This window comes from Arthrobacter sp. Ms25 (assembly GCF_059090365.1).
The window spans coordinates 548,932-571,306 of sequence record NZ_JBNHFP010000002.1; the positions used below are offsets into that span (position 1 = coordinate 548,932).

Genomic DNA, 22,375 nt, shown 5'->3' on the forward strand with positions numbered 1-22,375 from the left:
GAACTTTGCGTACGACGGCGCTCGCGGCGGCGGTCTTCCTGACTGCGGCAGGGCAGGCGCCGGCTGTGGCGGACGGCAACGTCGCTGAGGCCCAGCAGAACATCAGCGACACTGCGTCCGGCTACGGCCATCCCGGCAAGGGACACCCGGGGAAAGGCCATCCCGGGAAGGGACATCCTGGGAAGGGATACGGAAAGCCCGATGCCAGTGACGTACTGCGGCAGAAGGTGACTCTCAGGAACGTGCTGCGGCACCTGGACGGGCTGCAGGCAGCGGCCGATGCCAACGGCGGAAACCGTGCGGCCGGAACCGCCGGCTACGAGGCATCCGGACGGTACATTGAGAAGCAGCTCCGCCGGGCCGGCTACAACCCGGTCCGCCAGCCCTTCTCCTACGACCAGTTTGAACTGGCTTCGGAAGCGCTGGAGCAGGTATCCCCGGACGAGCGGACGTTCGAGGCGGGAACCGACTTCAGTACCATGACCTACTCCGGAGCCGGCGACGTGACGGCCGCCGTGACGCCGGTGGACGTCAACCTCACCGGCACCCTGGCATCGACCTCCGGCTGCGAACCGGAGGACTTTGCGGGATTCCCGGCCGGAAACATCGCATTGCTGCAGCGGGGCATCTGCAGTTTTGAGGTCAAGGCGGAGAACGCCGCCGCCGCCGGGGCATCAGCCGCCGTCATTTTCAACCAGGGCAACGAGCCCGAGCAGCCCGGCGATGACCGCACCGGCTTGGTGGCCGGCACCGTGGGCCCCGAGGAGCAGGCCATTCCGGTGGTCAGCGCCACCTTCGCCCTGGGCGAGGAACTCGCCGGATCGCCGGATGCCGTCCTGCACGTCCTCGTGGACTCTTCGGTGCGCACCATTGAGTCCTTCAACATCCTGGCGGATACCCGGACCGGTAACCCGGACCGCACGGTGGTGGTGGGAGCGCATCTGGATTCGGTTCCTGCGGGGCCGGGCATCAACGACAACGGCAGCGGTTCGGCCGCCACTCTCGAAACCGCTATCCAGCTTGCCAAGACCAGGACCAAGGGAGGCCTGGAAAACCGGGTCCGGTTCGCATTCTGGGGCGGGGAAGAGGACGGGCTGGTGGGCTCGCAGCACTACGTCGACTCCCTGGACGAGGCCGGCCTGGCCGGAACCCTGCTGAACCTGAACTTCGACATGATCGGATCCCCGAACTACGCCCGGTTCATTTACGACGGCGACGGTGACGCCTTCGGACCGGACAACGAGGACGCGGGACCCGCCGGATCCGACGTCATTGAGGAGGTCTTCGAGGAGTATTTCGCGTCCCAGGGCCTGCCGACCGTACCGACGGCGTTCGACGGCCGGTCCGACTACGGCGGGTTCATCGCCGAGGGCGTCGACATCCCGGCGGGAGGGCTGTTCACTGGCGCCGAAGGTCTCAAGACGCCGGAGGAAGCCGCGCTGTTCGGCGGGACGGCCGGGGCCGCGTATGACGCCTGCTACCACGCGGAGTGCGACGACGTCTCGAACATTAACCGGAAGGTCCTGGACGAAATGTCCGACGCCGTGGCCCATTCCGTGATCACCTTCGCACGGACCGAAGAGGATCTGCGCGGCGGGGAAGCTAAGTCCCGCCAGCAGAGCGTCCCGGCGGACAACCAGTACCGCGGCCATAAGCTGCTGAAGTAGGGGCGGAACGGCACCGCCCGGTGCCGTTCGAATAAAAGCGGGAGGCCGCCGTCGGCCTCCCGCTTTCCTATGTTTTCCGCTCTCAGCGACAGCAGCGGGTCACCGGTCGGGCAGAAGGTAATGTGGAAGAAAACCCCGGGGTTCCAGTTGCGAACTTCGGGTATTTGCGTTGCCGTCATGAAGGAGAAAACACCCCATGAGCCTGAACGGACTGCGTGCCGCCCTCGCCGAGGACCCCTCGTACGCAAGGGTGCGGACCCTTTCCTCCCGGCCCGTCGCCGGCCGCAGCGAAGACCTGCAGATCGGCGCCCCGCAGGGCATGCGTGCCGCACTGCTGGCGGAAGTGGTGGACGGGCTGGCGGCAGCGGAGACGGGGGACGGTATTCCGCCGGTGGTGCTGGCCGTGACGGCGACCGGACGGGAAGCCGAGGATCTGGCGGCCGCCCTGCGCAGCTACCTGCCGCTGGCGGGCATCGAGGAATTCCCCAGCTGGGAGACACTGCCGCATGAACGGCTGTCCCCGCGCTCGGATACCGTGGGCCGGCGCCTGTCGGTGCTCCGCCGGCTGGCACATCCGGAGACCGCACCGGTGCAGATTGTGGTGGCGCCCGTGCGCGCCGTGCTCCAGCCCCTGGTAGCCGGGCTCGGCGAGCTGAAGCCGGTGTCCCTGAAGGTCGGTCAGGAGCAGCCGTTCGATTCGGTGGTCTCCGCCCTGTCCGAGGCTGCCTATGCCCGGGTGGACATGGTCTCCCACCGCGGTGAATTTGCCGTCCGCGGCGGCATCCTGGACGTGTTCCCGCCCACCGAAGACCACCCCATCCGCATTGACTTCTTCGGCGACGAGGTCGATTCCATGCGCTGGTTCGCTGTTGCGGACCAGCGGACCCTCACCGGCGAGCACATCATCCACCCCTCCGAGCTGTATGCCCCGCCGTGCCGCGAAATCCTGATCACGCCGTCGGTCATGAGCCGGGCAGCCAAACTTCAGGACCAGATGCCCGCCGCCGCGGACATGCTGGAGAAGATCGCCGGCGGGATTGCTGTGGAGGGCATGGAATCCCTGGCCCCCGTGCTGGTGGACTCCATGGTTCCGCTGATGGGCGAGCTGCCGCGCGGCTCCATTGCCGTGGTGATCGAGCCGGAAAAGGTCCGCGCCCGGGCCCATGACCTGGCTGCCACCAACGAGGAATTCCTGGCTGCCGCGTGGGCGACGGCGTCCGACGGCGGATCCGCGCCGCTGGATCTTTCCGCCGCGCTTTCCGCGGACCTGGACGCCGCGAGCTTCCGTTCCCTGGCTGATACCCGCACCGCCGCGCATGCCAATGACGTGGCCTGGTGGTCCATCACCTCCTTCAACCCGGATGACGAAACCGTCCTGGACATCGACACCCTCACCATCAACGCCCGCGAGCCGCGCGGCTACCGGGGCGACGTGGCGGAAATGATGGAGTTCATCGGCGGCCGCGTCCGGGACATGTGGCGCGTCGTCGTCGTCACCGAAGGGCCGGGACCGGCGTCGCGTCTGGCCGAACTCTTCCGCGAGAATGACATCCCCGCAGCCCTGGTGGAGTCCGTGGACGAGGAGCCGCGGCCCGGCGTCATTGCCATCACCACCGCCAGCGCCGGCCGCGGGTATGTTTTCGACACCCTCAAGACCGGGTTGCTGACCGAAGCGGACCTGCTGGGCCGCGCCAGTGCGTACTCCACCAAGGACATGCGCAGGATGCCCTCGAAGCGGCGCAACGCCGTCGACCCGCTGCAGCTGCAGGAGGGTGACTTCGTCGTCCATGAGCAGCACGGCGTGGGAAAGTTCATCGAGCTGATCCAGCGGGCCACCGGCACCGGCACCAACAAAACCGTGCGCGAATACATGGTGCTCGAATACGCCTCCTCCAAACGCGGTGCCCCCGGAGACCGGCTCTTCATTCCCACCGACCAGCTGGACCAGATCACCCGCTATGTGGGCGGGGAGACTCCGGTGCTGTCCAAGATGGGCGGCGCGGACTGGGCCAAGACCAAGAGCCGGGCGCGGAAGGCGGTCAAGGAAATTGCCGGGGAGCTGATCCGGCTGTACTCCGCGCGGATGGCGTCGAAGGGTCATGCCTTCGGGCCGGACACCCCGTGGCAGCGCGAACTTGAGGAAGCTTTCCCCTACATCGAAACCCCGGACCAGCTGACCACGATCAACGAGGTCAAGGCGGACATGGAGCGCGAAGTACCCATGGACCGGCTAGTCTCCGGCGACGTGGGCTACGGCAAGACCGAGATCGCGGTCCGGGCAGCGTTCAAGGCGGTGCAGGACGGCAAGCAGGTGGCCGTGCTGGTACCCACCACCCTGCTGGCGCAGCAGCACGTGGAGACCTTCAGCGAACGCTTCTCCGGCTTCCCGGTGCGGGTGCAGACGCTGTCCCGGTTCCAGACCGCCAAGGAAGCCAAGGAAGTGGTGGAGGGCGTCCGGACCGGCGCCGTCGACGTCGTCATCGGCACCCACCGCCTGCTCTCGCAGGAGGTCCAGTTCAAGGACCTGGGCCTGGTGATTGTCGATGAGGAGCAGCGCTTCGGCGTCGAACACAAGGAGGCGCTGAAGAAGATGCGCACCAACGTGGACGTGCTGGCCATGAGCGCCACCCCGATTCCCCGCACCCTGGAAATGTCCCTGACCGGCATCCGCGAAACGTCCACGCTGGCCACCCCGCCGGAGGAACGGCACCCGGTGCTGACCTATGTGGGGCCGTACACGGACAAGCAGGCCTCCGCCGCCATCCGCCGCGAACTGATGCGCGAGGGTCAGGTCTTCTTCGTCCACAACCGGGTCTCCTCGATTGACCGGACTGCCGCGCACCTGCAGGAACTGGTGCCCGAGGCGAGGATCGCCGTCGCGCACGGCCAGATGAGCGAGTCCAAGCTGGAACAGATCATCGTGGACTTCTGGGAGAAGCGCTTTGACGTCCTGGTGTGCACCACGATTATCGAGACCGGCCTGGACATCTCCAACGCCAACACCCTGATCGTGGACCGGGCGGACCACTTCGGCCTGTCCCAGCTGCACCAGCTGCGCGGCCGCGTGGGCCGCGGCCGGGAACGCGCCTATGCCTACTTCCTGTACCCGTCGGAAAAGCCGCTGGGCGAAGTCGCACTGGAGCGGCTGAAAGCCGTGGCCACCCACAACGAACTCGGTGCCGGCATGCAGCTGGCCATGAAGGACCTGGAGATCCGCGGTGCCGGCAACCTGCTGGGTGGGGAGCAGTCCGGGCACATCGCCGGCGTCGGCTTTGACCTGTACATCCGCCTGGTGGGTGAAGCCGTGGCCGACTACCGCGGCGAGGCCGAGGAGAAGGCGGCGGAGATGAAGATCGAGCTGCCCGTGAATGCGCATCTGCCGCACGAATACGTGCCGGGGGAGAGGCTGCGCCTGGAGGCGTACCGCAAGCTCGCCTCGGCGCTGACCAACGAGGCTATCGACGAAGTCCTGGCCGAACTGGTGGACCGCTACGGCGAGCCCCCGCTGGAAGTGAAGAACCTGATCGACGTGGCCCGCTTCCGGGTGGACGCACGCGCCGCAGGGCTGACCGACGTCGCCCTGCAGGGCAATTTCATTAAGTTCGCACCCGCCGACCTGCCCGAATCGCGCACCATGCGGCTGCAGCGCATGTATCCGGGCGCACTCGTGAAGCCGGCGCTGAACGCAGTGCTGGTGCCGAAGCCGAAAACGGCCAGGATCGGCGGCAGGGATCTGGTGGATGCCGAAATCCTCGCGTGGGCCAAGCAGGTGCTCGAGGCCGTGTTCAAGGAGTAGGGCCGGCTAGCCCGTCACCGCAATGAGGAAGACAGCGGCAGCGGCCACTACGCAGGAGGCGAGTACCGAGTAACCGATGAGGACGATACGCTGCTGCCGGGCCCGGTCCCGGCGCCATTCCCTGCGGGTCATGGTCGTAGTCATGGCCTGAATCTAGGGGCCGGGCGCCGGAGGTGGAAAGAGTAGGACACACCTGCTTGGCGGTGCAGACTACTCAGTTAAACAGCGATGCACCCCGGCGGGGACGCCGGGGTGCATCGCTGGTGACGTGCGGGACTTACTCGTTGTGCGAGTAGCCCTTGGCCAGTTCCTTGGTGGTGTCGGAACGGCCGATGCTGAACGCCACGAGGTACATGCCGGTAGCGGCAACCAACAGAATGGCCATCGGCCAGACGTTGTCCAGGGTCAGCCAGTTCACTGCGTAAATGGCGCCGAGGAAGATGGCGAACATCACGGCAAAGATGAGGATGTTGCTGACCAGATGGCCCTCGCCCGAATGTGACGGCTGCTTTGACCGTGTTCCAACCATGAAGTTCTCCGTTTCAAAAAGTGTCAGTAGCTATGCCGGTCAGTAGTCCGACGTGGCTTTGCTTCCATTAACAATAGCGATTCCGGAGCTCGCTCCGATACGCGTGGCTCCCGCGTCGATCATCGCGCGTGCATCTTCGAGGGAACGGACACCGCCGGAGGCCTTGACGCCCAGGTCCGGGCCCACGGTCTTGCGCATCAGGGCAACGTCTTCGGCAGTGGCTCCGCCGCCGTTGAAACCGGTGGAGGTCTTCACGAAGTCTGCGCCGGCTTCAACCGAGGCCTCGCAGGCCAGGACCTTCTGCTCATCATTGAGCAGGGAGGTTTCGATGATGACCTTGAGGATTCCGCCGGCAGCGTGCACCGCGTCGGCAACGGCTGCGATGTCGCGGACCAGGGCGGCCCGGTCGCCGCGCCGGGCAGCAGCGATGTCGATGACCATGTCGATCTCGTCGGCTCCGTCCTGAAGCGCGCCCTGCGCTTCGAAGACCTTCACCTCAGTGGTGGTGGCGCCCAGCGGGAAGCCGATGACCGAGCAGGTGAGGACCCCGCTGCCCTTCAGGGCGTTGCGGACGGTGCCGACCCAGAGCGGGTTCACGCAGACGGATTTGAACTGGTATTCAGCGGCTTCGGAGCAGACCCGGAGGATCTCGTCGCGGCTGGCCTCGGGTTTGAGGAGCGTGTGATCAATGTACGAGGCAATGGGTGTAGACATGGGATCTATCTTGCCATAGGCCACCGGCTGTGCGTGGCTGAGATCACGTCGGCGGGACGTGGTGGCGCCGAGGGCCGATTCCGGCCGTTGATTGGTTAAAAGGCAAGGCCCGGATGTCCCGCGTTCAGTGGTTCATCCGAGCCTTGCGATGCTGTTGTTACGTGTGAGGCCAGTTGCCGTAAAGCTGAACCGCGCTGCCGGCCTGCTGTACGGGCTGGGCTGCTGCCGTTGCCGGAGCGGCGACGCCGGCTCCGACGATGACAGCTGCAAGCATCATTGCTGCACCGAGTTTCTTCATTGTTGCTCCCTCATTATGTGGCTAATTACGACATCTGAAGCATACCTATACAGTGGGCGTGCAAAATGCTGGAATTATAACTATTGAGCAAAAGCTGAGGACTTTTTGATGGGTGCTAATTTTCCGGCCCATGGCAAAGTACACTTTGGTGGTCCCTTGACCTTGCACTTCAGTCGGTCAATTTGCGCGGATTCTAACAATGAAGAGGTATGGGGCTGTGGCCAGTGACAAGGTCTTTACGTTGCACGAGTATCAGGCGAGACAAGCAAAAGCCCGCCGGGACTTTGCCGTAGCCATCGAGCACTCCAATGCAGCAGCCGAGGCGGCAAGTCGAGCAAATGACAGCAGGGGTTTCTGTCGAATGACCTTTAACACCGCGGAACTCCAGCTCGGACTCGGTCGGATTGAGGACTGTATCGCGACTTGCAGAAGCCTCCTTGCTACCGAGGCGATCAAGGAGTACCCCGATTACGAGTCCCGCGCGAGGGTACTGATAACGCACGCACTGCAGGACAAAGGAGAGACGGGAGGCGCGCTCGCGGCTGCGCGGGAAGCATCCGATTTAGCGCAGCAGAGACTACCTTCAGAGTCGCGATTCAACATTCAGCATGTGTTGGTTGCAGCCCTCGCTGAAGAAGGTGAGACAGAAACAGCATGGACGGAAGCGCTCATTCTCGCGGACATGCTGAGTACTGACGCGACTCCCCGGGTAAAAGGCATGACCCACTGGGCTATAGGCAATGTGGGCTTTATGTCAGGTCGGACCGAAGAAGGGCTGAAGCACCATCGGTTGGCCGCTGACAGCTTAGGACTAGTTAACGATGTGCGGATTTGGGCCCTGTTCAACAAAGCGTCTGTCAATGTGCGTCTAGTTGCCGGTCTGGTGGACGCCGAGACCAAAGACTGCCTGGAACGCGCTGAGGTGGCTTCTGACGTTGCCGGCGTCACCGAAATGGATCGCATCGAATTAGTGCTCACGCGAGCATGGTGGGAACTCGAGTCGGGTAATGCCTCAGTGGCGGAAGGGTTACTGCGGTCAGTCGAAGAGCAGGCAACGGGATCCTACCCGGTGCTTCAGGGGCGTTCGTTATTGCTGCTGGCTCGATCTCTGTATGCCCTCGGGCATGAAACAGATGCGGTGGAATGCGCGCGGCGTGCCGTGAATATTTTCACCGAGGTTGGTGCGACGATGTTGGCGTCCGAATGCCGGGAACTCATTGACACCATTAACTCGAGTGCCGGACAATCGCTGAACACATCGCAGAGTTTCAGAAACTAGATATTTAAGCATTGAAGACGCACAATACAGACGGGGAATCCGGTTGGACGCGGTAAGCCCCAGACGCTCCGGAACGGTAAGCACATTCCGCTGCATCTGAAATCCTGCGCGGCGACTTGGGGGAAGCAATGGCAAGACAGAACACCGCCCAGTACGGCGGTGCCGAGAGTTCCGCGCCTGATGCGCCCGGCAGCGGCTCGAGCCAGCAGCCGCCGGCCTGTGGGACCGCACAGGTAAGACTGGCAGATCAGGGGCACTTGGTGCTTGTGCTGCCCCCGGGCGAGGTGGTTACCGGTTCCATGGCTGCGGAGATCGACGCAAAGATCAACCAGTTGGTCGCCGCCCGGAGTCTTCCGCTGCTGCTCACGCTCACGGGAGTCGAGTCCATTTCCCGCAGCGCACGCGATGTGTTCGTCGCCGCGCGCTTCTTGGCAGCCGTCGCCGTCGTCGGCGTTTCACCGGTGGACCGGGTGATTGCCAACTTTCTGCTCGGAGGCGAGTTGCTGCCATGTCCCACCCGGTACTTTACGGACGAAGGGGATGCCCTCAGATGGCTCGAGAGGTACACCGAGTGATTCCGGGCCCTGAAAATAGCGAAGCCTCGTCGGAAGACCCGCGTCTCAGCAGCATCATCGAGGGCATTGTCAGCATCGCAGCAGGAAACCTTACCGCCCGGATTCCCACCTCCCCGGCCCGGGACCAGGTGGACGCTGTAAGTACCGGCATCAATCTGCTGGCCGAAGAGCTGGACGACATTTACCGGGATCTCGAGCAGCGTGTCCAGAACCGTACTCAGGAGCTCCAGGAAGCACACGCGCAGATGCAGCGCATGGCCTTGTCGGATCCGCTCACCGGGTTGGGTAACCGGACCGCCTTGATGCAGCAGGTGGAGCTGGCCCTCGCGGATTGGTCCGGGGGTCCAGCTGCGCCGGCCGTGCTGATGATCGATTTGGACGGGTTCAAGGACATCAATGACAGCTTCGGCCATGGTGCCGGGGACTTTGTGCTGAAGGAAGTAGCCACGCGGCTTCTCGCATCCGTACCGGAAGGAGGCGTCGTAGCACGGCTGGGGGGCGACGAGTTCGCCGTACTGCTCTCAACCGCTGGACGTCTCACGGCCCGGACCGCCGCGGAAACAATCCAGTCCGCCCTCAATGCCCGGACCGTTGTGCAGGAACTGGATGTCTGGCCCCGGGCCAGCATCGGTATCCACGTGGCCGAGGGCCCCCAGTCTGCCGAGGAACTGCTGCTCTGTGCCGACACCGCCATGTACGAGGCCAAGGACGAGGGTCCGGGGCTGGTCCGGGCCTTCGAACCGGTGATGTTGTATGCCCGGCAGCAGCGGCGCGAGATGGCCTCTGAGCTACGTCACGCGGCGGAACGGAACGAGTTCCGGTTGGCTTATCAGCCCGTTGTTGACCTGGTCACCGGGCGGATGCAAGGCGTGGAGGTGTTGCTGCGCTGGGAGCATCCTGAGCAGGGGCTGATCATGCCGGATGTCTTCATTCCGCTGGCTGAAGAAAGCGGAGCCATCCTAGGGATCGGGCGCTGGGTGCTGTGGTCCGCTCTGGAGCAGCTGGCGGCTTGGCGGTCTGAAGGACAGGACCGGGAAGGCTTCCATATCCGCGTCAATGTCTCACCGTCCGAACTGGAGAGCATGGACCTCGTGGATTATGTCCGCGACGTACTGCGGGACACCGGCGCCACCCCGCAGGACCTGGTCCTGGAAATCACCGAGAGCGCATTTGTGGGCAGCGGAGACGTGGAGACGTACTCCATGAAAGCGCTTGAGGTGCTTGGTGTCCGCCTGGAGATCGACGATTTCGGCACGGGCTATTCATCCATTAGCTACCTGCGCCGCCTGCCGGTGGATACCGTCAAGGTGGACCGGGCACTCATTGCAGACATCGGCGGGGATAAGGGACAGCTGCAGTTTGTGGATGCCGTCCACCGGCTGATCCAGGCCGCGGGTAAGGAAGCGGTCTTCGAAGGCATCGAGACCGCAGAACAGGCGGCACTGCTGCAGAAGATGGGATGCTGCAGCGGCCAGGGGTACTACTTCAGCCGGCCGCTCACGGCTGGGCAGGTGGGACAGCTCCTGGCCAGCGGCAGCCGGCTGCCGCTGGCCACCGAGCTGCTTGCCTGACCCGAACCGGGAAGTTCAGTTCAGGACCCGGTACCGCAGGAACACCACGCCGTTGCCGAACCGCTTTTCCTCCAGCAGCTCCAGGTCCAGCCGCAGCCCGTCCGGCAGGAACCGTTTCCCGCCGCCGACGACTACGGGGGAGAGCAGCTGCTGCAGCTCGTCGACCAGTCCCGCCTTCAGCGCCTGGCCGGCGAGGTTCGCTCCGCCCACGGACACGTCGCCGTCGGACGCCTCGACCAGCGCCCGCACGGCGGCGGGATCGAACTCGCGCTCCAGCCGCGTGCGCGGCGCGGAGACCTCGGAGAGTGAACGGGAGAAGACTACCTTGTCCGAGGCCTGCCAGATCCGGGCATACTCCAGGATGGCCGGCGGCTCGCCTTCGGAAGGGACGGCATCCCAGTACGACATCACGTCATAGAGCTGCCGCCCCACCAGATGCGTGCGTACATTGCGGTCGAGTCCGTTGACGAAGCCATGCACCTCTTCATCGGGCATGCTCCACTCAAAGGAGCCGGACTCGTCCGCAACGTAGCCGTCCAGGGACGTGATCCCCGTGTAGATCAGGCGTCCCATGCTGGCCTCCCGCTGAGGTTAGAGTCCCAGGGCTGTCCGTACATCCGTCAGCACTGCGTCCAGCGTGGCGCGGGCATGTGCACGCGCGGCCGGCAGCTCGGCCGCCGACCCCACCGGCTCAATCACTTCGAGGTAGCACTTGAGCTTGGGCTCGGTTCCGCTGGGACGGATGATGACCCGGGTGTTGTCCTCGGTAATGTACCGCAGTCCGTCCGTGGGGGGCAGGTCTTCCGTGCCAACGGACAGGTCGACGGCGGATACCACCGGCGAACCGGCGAACGCTGCAGGCGGGAAGTTCCGCAGCCGCTGCATCATCTCCGAACGCAGTCCCAGGTTCTGGACCCGGACCGAGAGCTGATCGCTCTGGTGCAGCCCGTGCTGCAGGGCGAGTTCGTCGAGTTCGTCGAAGAGCGTGCGGCCGGCAGCCTTCAGGGATGCGGCGAGCTCGGCCATCAGCACGCCGGCGGAGATTCCGTCCTTGTCCCGGACCAGGCCCGGCGCCACACAGTAGCCCAGGGCTTCCTCGTATCCGTAGGTCAGCTTCGGCACACGGGAGATCCACTTAAAACCGGTGAGCGTTTCGTGATGGTCGAAACCTGCCGCCTCGGCAATGCGGGCCAGGAGGCGCGAGGACACAATCGAGTTGGCGAAGACGGCGCCGGAGCGTGCCTTCTCGCCGCGTACCTTCCACCGGCCGGCGGCGATCCGGCGCGCGATATGCCGGCCCAGGAGGGCGCCGACCTCATCGCCGCGCAGCATCCGCCACTCGCCGGTGGCGGGGTCCTTGGAGGCGACGGCGGCGCGGTCGGCATCCGGGTCATTGGCGAGGACAAGGTCCGCGTTGCGTTCGGCGGCGAGCTTCAGTGCCAGATCCAGCGCCCCGGGCTCCTCGGGGTTGGGGAAGGCGACCGTGGGGAAGTCCGGGTCCGGCAGTGCCTGCTCCGGAACCAGGGTCACCGAGGTAAAGCCCGCTCCGCGAAGGACCGCGGACATGGTCTCGCCGCCGACGCCGTGCATGGGGGTAAGCACAATATGCAGGTCCCGCTCCGGGTATCCCTCGGCATGCATGAGCCGGTCCACGGCGCCGATATAGTCCGCGATCAGCGACTCGGAAACCTCCGTGTACCCGTCCGGTGCCAGCTCGATGGAGTTCAGCGGCACGGTGTAGTCGATCCGCGCGGCGATTTCTGCGTCGTACGGCGTGACGATCTGCGCACCGCGGCCCGGACCCTTGACCGTCCTGCCGCCCAGGTAGACCTTGTAGCCGTTGTCGGCGGCCGGGTTGTGGCTGGCCGTGACCATCACACCGGCGTCCGTGTCCAGTGCGCGCACCGCGTACGCCAGCACCGGCGTCGGCAGCGTGCAGGGGAGCAGGAATGTCTCGATGCCGGCGGCGCCGAATACGGCAGCCGTCTCCAGCGCGAAGTCCTTGGACTTGTACCGTGCGTCATATCCGATGACGGCGCTGGGGGTCCAGTTATCGCCGGCGGTGTCCTGGAGGAAGGAGGCGATGCCCGCTGCGGTGCGGCGCACCACCACGCGGTTCATCCGGTTGGGGCCGGCGCCCAGCTCCGCACGCAGCCCGGCCGTTCCGAACTCGAGCGTTCCGGCGAACCGATCGGCCAGCTCCTGGGCGGCAGCTGCGTCCTTGCCGTCCGTGTCCGCCAGCGTGCGCAGGAGGGTGCGGAGCTGGCGCACGGTATCGGGATCGGGGTCGCTGTCCGCCCATGCCTGTGCGGCTGCGGTCAGTTCGTCAAGGTCAGCGGGAATCAGAGTCATGTGAATACCTAATGTGGCTGGTGCGGGTAACTGGGCGGCGGGAAACTGCTAGATCTTGTTGATGATCTCGGCAAGCAGCTTGGAAATACGCGGTCCGGCGGCCTGTCCCGCTTCCAGGACCTCACCGTGGCTCAGCGCCACGGGGCTGATGCCGGCGGCAAGGTTGGTCACCAGGGAAATGCCGAAGACCTCCATGCCGGCGTGCCGGGCCGCAATGGCTTCGAGCGCCGTGGACATGCCGACCAGGTCGGCGCCGATGGTCTTGGCGTAGCGGACCTCGGCCGGGGTTTCGTAGTGCGGGCCGGTGAACTGTGCGTAGACGCCTTCGTCGAGGGTCGGATCCACGCTGCGGGCCACGTCACGCAGGCGGGAGGAGTACAGGTCTGTCAGGTCCACGAACGTAGCGCCTTCAAGCGGGGACGCGGCGGTGAGGTTCAGGTGGTCGCTGATCAGCACCGGGGTGCCCGGCTGCCACTCGGGATTCAGCCCGCCGCAGCCGTTGGTGAGAACCATGACCTTCGCGCCGGCTGCCGCTGCGGTGCGGACGCCGTGGACAACGGCGCGCACGCCCTTGCCTTCGTAGTAGTGGGTGCGGGCACCCAGCACCAGGGCGCGCTTTCCGTCGGTGGTGAGGACGGAGCGGATGGTGCCCACGTGCCCCTGCACGGCGGGCGCGGAGAAACCCGGGATATCGGAGGCGGAGAGGGTGGCTGTGGTCTCGCCGATCAGTTCCGCGGCTTCACCCCAGCCGCTTCCGAGGACGAGGGCAATGTCATGGGAGGGTACGCCGGTGTGCTCTGCAATGTAGTCGGCGGCCTGCTGGGCAAGTTCAAATGGGTCGTTAGTCACTTAACAAACTTACAGCCTTGCCGGATGCCCCGAGGCCGGTGGCGGGCGCCACCGTTTGAGCGCTGTTCCCTGATGGGACAGAATAGAGCCTTGTGACCAGCCAACTTGATTTCACTGCCCGGAAAATTGCGATTCTAGGAGGGGGCCCCGGCGGCTATGAGGCCGCCCTCGTGGCCGCATCCCTTGGCGCGGATGTGACAATTGTCGAGCGGCAGGGGCTGGGCGGCTCCGCGGTGCTGACCGACGTCGTTCCCTCCAAGACCCTCATCGCCACCGCCGACGTGATGACCCGGCTTACCGCGGCACGGAACCTCGGCGTCGAATTCGGGGACGTGGAAACCCCGGCATTCGCAAACCTGAAGGTGGTCAACCACCGCCTGCTGGCCCTCGCCCGGGAACAGTCCAACGACATCCGCAGCACCCTGGAACGCGCCGGGGTGAAGGTGAAGATCGGCAGCGGCCGGCTGCTGGACAACACCACCATCGAGGTCACCGCCGACGACGGCACGGTGGAAACGGTCAAGGCCGAGGCCCTGCTGATTGCCACGGGCGCGAACCCCCGCGAGCTGGACACCTCCATTCCCGACGGGGAACGGATCTTCACCTGGAAGCAGATCTACAACCTCACCGAGGTCCCCGAACACCTGATCGTCATCGGTTCCGGCGTAACGGGCGCCGAGTTCGCCTCCGCCTACAACGGCCTGGGCACCAAGGTCACACTCATCTCCAGCCGTGACCGGGTGCTGCCCGGCGAGGACGCGGACGCCGCCGTCGTACTGGAGGACGTGTTCCAGTCCCGCGGCATGACCGTGTTGAGCCGGTCCCGCGCCGACTCCGTGGTCAACACCGGCGACGGTGTGCTGGTCACGCTTTCGGACGGGCGCACCGTGGAGGGCAGCCACTGCCTCGTGGCCGTCGGCGCGATTCCGAACACGGCCGGGATCGGCCTGGAGGAAGCCGGCGTGCAGCTGGACGAGCGCGGCCAGATTCGGGTCGACGGCGTCTCCCGCACCACGGCGAACAACGTCTACGCGGCCGGCGACTGCACCGGCGTGTTCAACCTGGCCTCCGTTGCCGCGATGCAGGGCCGCATTGCCGTGGCACACCTGATGGGCGACGGTGTGAAGCCGCTCAAGCTCAAGACCGTGGCCTCGAACATCTTCACCTCCCCGGAAATCGCGTCCGTGGGCGTCTCCGAGGCGGACGTGGCCGAGGGCCGCTACCAGGGCGACGTCATCAAGCTGTCCCTGCACACCAACGCCCGGGCCAAGATGATGGACACCAAGGAAGGCTTCGTAAAGATCATTTCGCGCAAGGGCTCCGGCACCGTGATCGGCGGCGTCGTCGTCGGTCCCCGCGCCTCGGAACTGATCTTCCCGATAGCCATTGCCGTCACACAGAAGCTGCACGTGGACGACCTGGCCAGCACCTTCGCGGTCTACCCCTCCCTCTCCGGCTCCATTTCCGAAGCCGCCCGGCGGCTGCACGTGCACCTGTAACCCGCTGCCCATCCTTTCCCGCGTCCGCGGCGGCACGACCGCCGCGGACGCGGGATTTTTTATGCCCGAATCTAAGCCCTGCGAAACATTTGTCCGCAATGTGGACACAAATCTCAAATAACGGACGGATACTCCTACGATGTGGATACTTCAGTTCCTCTTGCGAAAGAGTTCCAATGTCTACAACGAATCCCTCCGCCGCAGCCACCCCGGCCAAGGCCAATTCCAAGAGCCGCGTCATTGTTGCCAGCCTGATCGGCACCTCCATCGAGTTCTACGACTTTTATGTCTATGCGACCGCCGCGGTCCTCGTCTTTCCGCGATTGTTCTTCCCGGAGGCTGAAGGAGCCACGGCGCTCCTGAGCTCCTTTGCCGTCTTCGGAGTGGCTTTCATCGCCCGACCGCTCGGCTCCATCATCTTCGGGCACTTCGGCGACAAGGTGGGACGCAAGGGAACACTGGTGGCCTCGTTGCTGACCATGGGCATTGCCACGTTCCTGATCGGCTGCCTGCCGACGGCGGACATGGCGGGCTGGAGCTTCTGGGCTCCGGCGCTGCTGGTGGTGATGCGGTTCGCCCAGGGCCTGGCACTCGGCGGGGAATGGAGCGGCGCCGCGCTGCTCGCCACGGAAAACGCGCCGGCCAACAAGCGCGCGGTGTGGGGGACCTTCCCGCAGCTGGGTGCACCGATCGGTTTCATCCTGGCCAACAGCCTGTTCCTGGTGCTGAGCATGCAGCTGAGCGAGGAGCAGTTCATGAGCTGGGGCTGGCGCGTGCCCTTCCTGGCCAGCGCCGTGATGGTGATCATCGGCCTCTATGTCCGGCTGAAGCTGGTGGAAACCCCGGCCTTCCAGAAGGCGCTCGATTCCGGCGAAGTCAAGAAGCTGCCGCTGGGCCAGGCATTCCGGTTCAGCTGGCGCCAGATGATCGCCGGCACGTTCATCATGCTGGCCACGTACGTGCTCTTCTACCTGATGACCACCTTCACGCTCTCCTACGGCACTGCCGCCAAGACTGAGGAAGCTGCCCGCGCGGCTGCCGAGAAGGCCGGAAAGGCCTTCGATCCGGAGGCCTTCGCCCCGGGCCTAGGCTACGCCCGGAACGACTTCCTGATCATGCTGATCATCGGCGTGGTGTTCTTCGGTATCTTCACCCTGGTCGCCGGGCCGCTGGCGGAGAAGTTCGGCCGCCGCAAGATGCTGCTGGCGGTGACCGCCGGGATCTTCGCCTTCGGCTTCACGTTCGCTCCGCTGTTCGACGGCGGCACCGCCGGTGTCATGACCCTGTTGATCATCGGCTTCACCCTGATGGGTCTGACCTTCGGACCCATGGGGGCACTGCTGCCGGAGCTCTTCCCGACCAACGTGCGGTACACCGGCTCGGCCATCGCCTACAACTTCTCCTCGATCCTGGGTGCGGCCGTGGCTCCGTTCATCGCTGTCGCCCTGTGGCAGGCCGCCGACGGCAGCCCGTGGCTGGTGGGCATCTACCTGTCGTCCATGGCCGTGCTGACCCTGGTGGCACTGTTTGTCACCAAGGAAACGCGCGACGTCGACTATGAGAACAATGCCAGCGAGGCCGTGAAGGTCCTCTAAGCCGTTCCAACGCAGCAGGCCCGGTTCCCATTGCGGGAACCGGGCCTGCTGCGTTTGTGCCGGTGCTTGTGCCGGATCAGTCCAGGATCGAGGCGATGACGGCGCCGGCGGAAACCGTAGCGCCAGGCAGGGCGCTCAGCCCGGAGATAGTGCCGGACTTGTGCGCGGTCAATGGCTGTTCCATCTTCATGGCTTCGAGCACCACCACGAGGTCACCCTCGCGGACTGCTGCCCCGTCCTCGACGGCCACCTTGACGATGGTGCCCTGCATGGGCGACGTCAGGTCATCCCCGGCGGCGGCGGCGGAGGCGCCTCCCCGCGAACGCTTGCGGGCCTTGCCGTTGCTGCGGGCGCCGTTGGCAGCACCGGCTGCGGAGCCGCCCAGACCGGCCGGGAGCACAACCTCCAGCCGTTTGCCGCCTACTTCCACGGTCACGCGGCGGCGCTCGTCGTCGTCGTCGCCCGTTCCGGGTTCGCCGCTCCAGACCGGGATGGTGTTCGCGAACTCGGTTTCGATCCAGCGGGTGTGGACGCCGAAGCTGTCCTCGCCGGTGAAGGCGGGGTCGGCAACGACTGCACGGTGGAAGGGCAGGACGGTCGGCATGCCGACGACGTCGATCTCGGCCAGGGCGCGCCGTGCCCGCTGCAGCGCCTCGCGGCGGGTGGCACCGGTGATGATCAGCTTGGCGAGCATGGAATCAAAGTTCCCGCCCACGGTTTCGCCGGCTTCAATTCCGGAGTCCACGCGGACGCCGGGGCCGGTGGGCAGCTTGAACTCGGAGACGGTGCCGGGGGCGGGCATGAAATTGCGGCCCGGATCCTCGCCGTTGATCCGGAATTCGATGGAGTGGCCGCGTACTTCCGGGTCCCCGTAGCCCAGTGCCTCGCCGCGGGCGATGCGGAACTGTTCGCGGACCAGGTCCAGACCGCTGACTTCCTCGGAAACCGGGTGCTCCACCTGCAGGCGGGTGTTGACCTCGAGGAACGAGATGGTTCCGTCCCTGCCGACGAGGAATTCGCACGTCCCGGCACCCTGGTAGCCAGCTTCCTTCAAGATGGCCTTCGATGCCGCGTACAGGCTGGCGTTCTGCTCTTCGGAAAGGAACGGGGCGGGGGCTTCCTCGACCAGCTTCTGGTTGCGGCGCTGCAGGGAGCAGTCGCGGGTGGAGACGACGACGACGTTGCCGTATCCGTCGGCCAGGCACTGGGTTTCGACATGGCGCGGGGCGTCCAGGAAGCGCTCGATGAAGCACTCGCCGCGGCCGAAGGCGGCCGTTGCTTCCCGGACGGCGGAGTCGAACATTTCGGGGATTTCTTCGCGGGTGCGGGCGACCTTGATACCGCGGCCGCCGCCGCCGAAGGCTGCCTTGATGGCCAGCGGGAGGCCGTGACGGTCTGCGAAGTCCAGGACGTCCTGGGCGGACTCCACCGGATCCGGGGTTCCGGGAACCAGCGGTGCGCCGACCTTGGCTGCAATGTGCCGGGCCTGGACCTTGTCGCCGAGCTGCGAAATGGCGCTGGGGGAGGGGCCGATCCAGGTGAGGCCGGCGTCGATGACGCGCTGGGCGAATTCGGCGTTTTCGGAGAGGAACCCGTAGCCGGGGTGGATGGCGTCGGCACCTGCCCGTGCGGCGGCGTCGAGGATCTTGTCCATGTCCAGGTAGGACTCGGCTGCGGTGCTGCCGCCCAAGGCATAGGCTTCATCCGCGAGGCGGACATGCAGGGCGTCGCGGTCCGGGTTGGCATAGACCGCAACGGCGGCGATTCCTTCATCGCGGGCTGCGCGGATGACGCGTACCGCAATCTCGCCGCGGTTGGCAATGAGGATCTTCGTGAGTGCCTTGGCGGGGGTCGCAGCAGGCGCGGGGGTGTTCTGGCTCATTGGTGCACTGGCTCCTTTTGATCTGTTCGGAGCCTAGCGCGGTTTTGTGGTCTCGGGCCATAATGCGTGCTGTTTCTGCGTGGGAACCGTCCCTTAGTTGTGGAGATTCTACAAAGGCGGGGGTGCTCCGGGGTCACCGGGAGCTATGTTCTGGGTTCCGTAGCCGGTGGCCTAACGTCGCGGAATCCTGGGACCATGGCCGTGGCTTTTGCGCAGCAGAAGTTGTCCACTCCTCCCCGAAGCAGCATCTGCTGTGCAGGAACCGCCCTGCAGTCTCATAGCGCTGTGGAAAACGGATTGTCCCGGCGAGCATCCCTCTTAATAGAGCCATGCCGATGCCTCAGCCTCTGCCGGAGCAATTCACCACCCCCTTTACCTACGGGCATGCCATCGCGGCCGGGTTGAGCGCTGCCCGGCTCCGTGCTCCGGACCTTCGGGCTCCCAGCCGGGCCATACGAGTTCCCAAAACGGCCGGCTTCGACCTCGCCGCCGGGTGCCGGCCGTATTTGGAGCTGCTTCCAGATGCTGTCATCAGCCACGGAACAGCGGCCCGGCTGCACGGTCTGGCTCTGCCATGTAGGGTCGCCGAGGAGCCCCGGATCCACCTCAGTCGGAGTCCCGAGCATGGACCACCGCGACGGCGGCACGTCTGTGGACATCGGCTGGCGCTGGGACCTCATGAGATCACTCAGGTCCAAGGGCTGCGCGTGACGACAATCAGCCGCACCTGGCTGGACCTGGCCAGTGTTCTCTCCGTGGAAGAGCTGGTGATTATGGGTGACCAAGTAGTGAGCGAACATCACCGCAACTTCGGCTCGCCACGCCGGCCCTTGGCCCCATTGGACGAATTGCACAGCCTGGTCAACGAGCGGCAGGGTGTCCCCGGCGTCCGTCGGAGCCGCCAGGCATTGGAGTGTGTCCGCGTGGGTGTGGATTCCCCGTCCGAGACCCGGCTGCGGCTGATGCTGGCTAAGTATGCCGATCTGCCGGAGTTCTTACCGAACGTAGCCCTGCTCGATGAGTACGGTCAGCCGCGGGTGTGGGCGGACCTGGGATGCCGAGAGTTCCGGACTTGCCTCGAATACGACGGCACTCACCACCTGACTCCGGAACAACAGGCGAAGGACCATCATCGGGACCTTTTGACCGCCGAACTGGGCTGGGTGCAGGTGAAGATCAGCCGGGCCGATCTGGCTCAGGGATCCTCGTGGGTAGCCTCAAAGGTGCGCAGAGGTCTTGCACTGGGGGGATGGACGCCGTCGGGGTGAGACGGCCCCGCTCCCAACGCCTTCCGTACAGCTGGTGCGGTTACGTCCTGCCTGGTGTACAGCTGATGTTGTCCGGAGGGCCTACAGACAACATCAGCTGTACGGAAGATGCGCGCAGACTGCATTAGCTGTACGGAAGATGGGCCGGAGAACCTGCAAACGACATCAGCTGTACGGAAGGAGCCGCGCCATGAAGACAGACCAGGAGCCCCCAGGCGCCGGAAGCTACTTCCAGAGGTCGATGATCCGCACGTCGGCGCTGGCCAGCAGCTGGCGCAGCGTCGAGACGGAAAGCCCGACGACGGCGTGCGGGTCGCCGTCGACCCTCTCGATGAAGGCCCCGCCCAAGGAGTCGATCGTGAAGGATCCGGCCACCTGCAACGGTTCACCCGTGGCGATGTAGGCCTCGATTTCCTCGTCGGTAAGCTTCACGAAGTGCACGCTGGCGGAGGACACCGCCCCCACGGTGGCTCCGGAGCCGTCCTCGTCGGTGTCCCGGCAGTCCACCAGCCAGTGCCCGGTGTGCAGCACCCCGGAGGAACCGCTCATGCGGCGGATCCGCTCGCGGGCGATGTCGGCCTCCCACGGCTTGCCGTGTGCTTCGCCGTCGAACTCGAACACGGAATCGCAGCCGATCACCAGGGCGCCCTCGGCTTCGGGCAGCGAGGCGACGGCTTCGGGCAGCGAGGCGACGGCTTCGGCCTTGGCGCGGGCCAGGAGCAGGGCGGTGTCATGCGGATCGGTCAGGCCGTAGCGGGCGGTGACGGCGTCTTCGTCGACGTCGGAAACGAGGACGGTGTGGGCGATGCCGGCATCGGTCAGCAGCTTGGTACGGGCAGGGGACGCGGAGGCCAGAATGAGGCGGAGGTTGGTCACGGGTTCCAGCCTAGTGCCGGGGCGGAGCGGTCCGGAAACCACAAACGCCGGGCCGCCCCGAAAGGGACGGCCCGGCGCAGGTAGCCGAAAGGGTTAGCTCTTGGACTGAACCAGCAGGGGAACCTCAACCTGCTCGGAATCGTCCGCGAACGGATCGCCCTCGCGCTTGGCGTTGTACAGTCCCGCATCCAGCAGGCCGTTGCGCTTAGCCACGAGGGTGGGGACCACGGTCTGGCCGGCCACGTTCACCGCGGTGCGGCCCATGTCCAGGATCGGATCGATGGACAGCAGCAGGCCGACGCCGGCCAGCGGCAGGCCGAGGGTGGACAGGGTCAGGGTCAGCATGACGACGGCGCCGGTGGTGCCGGCAGTCGCGGCGGAGCCCAGGACCGAGACCAGGGCGATCAGCAGGTAATCGGTGAAGACCAGGTCGATGTTGAAGAACTGGGCCACGAAGATCGCGGAGACCGCCGGGTAGATGGAGGCGCAGCCGTCCATCTTGGTGGTGGCGCCCAGCGGCACGGCGAAGGAGGCGTAGGCCCGGGGGACGCCGAGGTTGCGCTCGGTGACCCGCTGGGTCAGCGGCAGGGTTCCGACGGAGGAGCGGGACACGAAGGCCAGCTGGATGGCGGGCCAGGCGCCGGAGAACCACTGGCGGACGGAGAGGCCGTGGGCCTTGATCAGCGCCGGGTAGACGCCGAACAGCACCAGGAACAGGCCGATGTAGACGGTCAGGGCGAACATGCCCAGGGATCCGATGGTGTCCCAGCCGTAGGTTGCGACGGCGGTGCCGATGAGGCCGACCGTGCCGACCGGAGCGAGCCGGATGATCCACCACAGGACCTTCTGGATGACGGCCAGCGCGGAGGCGTTCAGGGCCAGGAATGCTTCGGCGGGCTTGCCGACCTTCAGGGCGGCAATGCCGACGGCAATCGCGATCACGAGGATCTGCAGCACGTTGAAGCTGACGCTGGTGGCCACGTCGCCGGATTCGGCCACCTTGGAGCTGGCGCCCAGGCCCAGGAAGTTGGCCGGCACCAGGCCGGTCAGGAAACCTACCCAGCTGCCCTGGCTTCCGCTGAACTCCTCGCCCTCGCTGACGTCGGCGTTGTCGCCGGGCTGCAGGAAGACGCCGAGCAGAATGCCGATGGTCACGCTGATCATTGCCGTGATCGCGAACCACAGCAGGGTCTGCCAGGCAAGCCGGGCTGCGTTGGACACGGCCCGGAGATTGGCGATGGAGCTAACCACTGCGGTGAAGATCAGGGGGACGACGGCGGCCTTCAGCAGGGAAACATAGCTGCTGCCGATGGTGTCCAGTGTTTCGGTCAGCCAGTTGGGCTGGTCATCGACCGTGCCCATGGACTTGGCCACAAGGCCCAGCACCAGGCCGGCAATCAGGGCGGCGATGATCTGCGGGCCGAAGGAGGTTACCCACTTGGGCAGCCGCCGGGCGGGGGATTCTGGGGAGGAGGTCTGTGAGGTCACGGGAAAGACTCTAGCGGCCTGCTCATATCAGACCGGACTCAAAGTTGCGAAATATTACGGTAGGTAATTGCCGGTTCACCGTTCGGGATGAGATCGATTCCGCGCCAGCAGTGCCCGAAACGGCAGTGGCCCGGGAT

General features: G+C 65.5%; 18 protein-coding genes. 8 read left to right on the top strand and 10 right to left on the bottom strand.

Going from position 1 to position 22,375, the window contains the following annotated elements; translation table 11 throughout:
- Positions 1–5: 5 nt before the first annotated feature.
- Positions 6–1,667, top strand: coding sequence for a M28 family peptidase (locus AC5RT8_RS07055; RefSeq protein WP_494094996.1), 1,662 nt, complete (start codon positions 6–8; stop codon positions 1,665–1,667).
- Between the two features lie 196 nt (positions 1,668–1,863).
- Positions 1,864–5,463, top strand: a complete 3,600-nt coding sequence (gene mfd, locus AC5RT8_RS07060) for a transcription-repair coupling factor (protein ID WP_494094997.1) — start codon at positions 1,864–1,866, stop codon at positions 5,461–5,463.
- A gap of 6 nt (positions 5,464–5,469) precedes the next feature.
- On the opposite strand, the gene AC5RT8_RS07065 is transcribed toward mfd, so the two are convergent.
- The 4 genes from AC5RT8_RS07065 to AC5RT8_RS07080 all read right to left on the bottom strand — a co-directional run bounded on the left by AC5RT8_RS07065 (position 5,470) and on the right by AC5RT8_RS07080 (position 7,004).
- Positions 5,470–5,607 carry a hypothetical protein gene (locus AC5RT8_RS07065; protein ID WP_494094998.1) on the bottom strand — a complete coding sequence of 46 codons (138 nt, stop codon included), beginning with the start codon at positions 5,605–5,607 and terminating at the stop codon, positions 5,470–5,472.
- A gap of 133 nt (positions 5,608–5,740) precedes the next feature.
- Positions 5,741–5,992, bottom strand: coding sequence for a hypothetical protein (locus AC5RT8_RS07070; RefSeq protein WP_494094999.1), 252 nt, complete (start codon positions 5,990–5,992; stop codon positions 5,741–5,743).
- Between the two features lie 39 nt (positions 5,993–6,031).
- Positions 6,032–6,706: a deoxyribose-phosphate aldolase gene (gene deoC / locus AC5RT8_RS07075; protein ID WP_494095000.1), complete on the bottom strand. Its 675-nt coding sequence runs from the start codon at positions 6,704–6,706 to the stop codon at positions 6,032–6,034.
- 157 nt (positions 6,707–6,863) lie between these two features.
- Positions 6,864–7,004, bottom strand: coding sequence for a hypothetical protein (locus AC5RT8_RS07080; RefSeq protein ID WP_494095001.1), 141 nt, complete (start codon positions 7,002–7,004; stop codon positions 6,864–6,866).
- Between the two features lie 217 nt (positions 7,005–7,221).
- Between AC5RT8_RS07080 and AC5RT8_RS07085 the strand changes: the two genes are divergently transcribed.
- From AC5RT8_RS07085 to AC5RT8_RS07095, 3 genes are all read left to right on the top strand, one after another.
- The gene (locus AC5RT8_RS07085; protein WP_494095002.1) at positions 7,222–8,283 is read left to right on the top strand and encodes a hypothetical protein; all 1,062 of its coding nucleotides are present in this window, start codon (positions 7,222–7,224) and stop codon (positions 8,281–8,283) included.
- Positions 8,284–8,543: 260 nt separating this feature from the next.
- Positions 8,544–8,858: a DUF7793 family protein gene (locus AC5RT8_RS07090; RefSeq protein WP_494095003.1), complete on the top strand. Its 315-nt coding sequence runs from the start codon at positions 8,544–8,546 to the stop codon at positions 8,856–8,858.
- A complete protein-coding gene (locus tag AC5RT8_RS07095; RefSeq protein ID WP_494095004.1) occupies positions 8,855–10,429 on the top strand; it encodes a putative bifunctional diguanylate cyclase/phosphodiesterase in 1,575 nt (524 codons plus the stop codon). The genes AC5RT8_RS07090 and AC5RT8_RS07095 overlap by 4 nt, the downstream gene beginning before the upstream one ends.
- A 15-nt stretch (positions 10,430–10,444) precedes the next feature.
- On the opposite strand, the gene AC5RT8_RS07100 is transcribed toward AC5RT8_RS07095, so the two are convergent.
- The 3 genes from AC5RT8_RS07100 to AC5RT8_RS07110 are packed head-to-tail and all read right to left on the bottom strand — an operon-like array spanning position 10,445 to position 13,630.
- Positions 10,445–11,002 carry a dihydrofolate reductase family protein gene (locus AC5RT8_RS07100; protein ID WP_494095005.1) on the bottom strand — a complete coding sequence of 186 codons (558 nt, stop codon included), beginning with the start codon at positions 11,000–11,002 and terminating at the stop codon, positions 10,445–10,447.
- An 18-nt stretch (positions 11,003–11,020) separates the two neighbouring features.
- Complete coding sequence (locus AC5RT8_RS07105; RefSeq protein WP_494095006.1) at positions 11,021–12,781, bottom strand: phospho-sugar mutase; 1,761 nt, start codon at positions 12,779–12,781, stop codon at positions 11,021–11,023.
- Between the two features lie 48 nt (positions 12,782–12,829).
- A complete protein-coding gene (locus AC5RT8_RS07110; protein WP_494095007.1) occupies positions 12,830–13,630 on the bottom strand; it encodes a purine-nucleoside phosphorylase in 801 nt (266 codons plus the stop codon).
- 92 nt (positions 13,631–13,722) lie between these two features.
- On the opposite strand from AC5RT8_RS07110, the gene AC5RT8_RS07115 reads away from it, so the two are divergent.
- Entirely contained in the window at positions 13,723–15,129 is a 1,407-nt protein-coding gene (locus AC5RT8_RS07115) for an NAD(P)H-quinone dehydrogenase (protein ID WP_494095008.1), read from the top strand.
- 176 nt (positions 15,130–15,305) lie between these two features.
- Complete coding sequence (locus AC5RT8_RS07120; protein ID WP_494095009.1) at positions 15,306–16,724, top strand: MFS transporter; 1,419 nt, start codon at positions 15,306–15,308, stop codon at positions 16,722–16,724.
- Positions 16,725–16,800: 76 nt separating this feature from the next.
- Here AC5RT8_RS07120 and AC5RT8_RS07125 read toward each other — a convergent pair whose 3' ends face one another.
- The gene (locus tag AC5RT8_RS07125) at positions 16,801–18,606 is read right to left on the bottom strand and encodes an acetyl/propionyl/methylcrotonyl-CoA carboxylase subunit alpha (RefSeq protein ID WP_494095010.1); all 1,806 of its coding nucleotides are present in this window, start codon (positions 18,604–18,606) and stop codon (positions 16,801–16,803) included.
- Positions 18,607–19,313: 707 nt separating this feature from the next.
- On the opposite strand from AC5RT8_RS07125, the gene AC5RT8_RS07130 reads away from it, so the two are divergent.
- Complete coding sequence (locus AC5RT8_RS07130; protein ID WP_494095011.1) at positions 19,314–19,874, top strand: putative endonuclease domain-containing protein; 561 nt, start codon at positions 19,314–19,316, stop codon at positions 19,872–19,874.
- Positions 19,875–20,099: 225 nt separating this feature from the next.
- On the opposite strand, the gene AC5RT8_RS07135 is transcribed toward AC5RT8_RS07130, so the two are convergent.
- Both AC5RT8_RS07135 and AC5RT8_RS07140 read right to left on the bottom strand, forming a co-directional pair.
- Positions 20,100–20,750: a Maf family protein gene (locus AC5RT8_RS07135; protein WP_494095012.1), complete on the bottom strand. Its 651-nt coding sequence runs from the start codon at positions 20,748–20,750 to the stop codon at positions 20,100–20,102.
- A 93-nt stretch (positions 20,751–20,843) separates the two neighbouring features.
- Complete coding sequence (locus AC5RT8_RS07140; protein ID WP_494095013.1) at positions 20,844–22,238, bottom strand: dicarboxylate/amino acid:cation symporter; 1,395 nt, start codon at positions 22,236–22,238, stop codon at positions 20,844–20,846.
- Positions 22,239–22,375: the final 137 nt, after the last annotated feature.

Coding starts and splice junctions, on each gene's coding strand:
- AC5RT8_RS07070 (WP_494094999.1), bottom strand. CDS start 5,992: ATGGTTGGAACACGGTCAAAGCAGCCGTCACATTCGGGCGAGGGCCAT.
- AC5RT8_RS07080 (WP_494095001.1), bottom strand. CDS start 7,004: ATGAAGAAACTCGGTGCAGCAATGATGCTTGCAGCTGTCATCGTCGGA.
- deoC (WP_494095000.1), bottom strand. CDS start 6,706: ATGTCTACACCCATTGCCTCGTACATTGATCACACGCTCCTCAAACCC.
- mfd (WP_494094997.1), top strand. CDS start 1,864: ATGAGCCTGAACGGACTGCGTGCCGCCCTCGCCGAGGACCCCTCGTAC.
- AC5RT8_RS07120 (WP_494095009.1), top strand. CDS start 15,306: ATGTCTACAACGAATCCCTCCGCCGCAGCCACCCCGGCCAAGGCCAAT.
- AC5RT8_RS07100 (WP_494095005.1), bottom strand. CDS start 11,002: ATGGGACGCCTGATCTACACGGGGATCACGTCCCTGGACGGCTACGTT.
- AC5RT8_RS07105 (WP_494095006.1), bottom strand. CDS start 12,781: ATGACTCTGATTCCCGCTGACCTTGACGAACTGACCGCAGCCGCACAG.
- AC5RT8_RS07125 (WP_494095010.1), bottom strand. CDS start 18,606: ATGAGCCAGAACACCCCCGCGCCTGCTGCGACCCCCGCCAAGGCACTC.
- AC5RT8_RS07065 (WP_494094998.1), bottom strand. CDS start 5,607: ATGACTACGACCATGACCCGCAGGGAATGGCGCCGGGACCGGGCCCGG.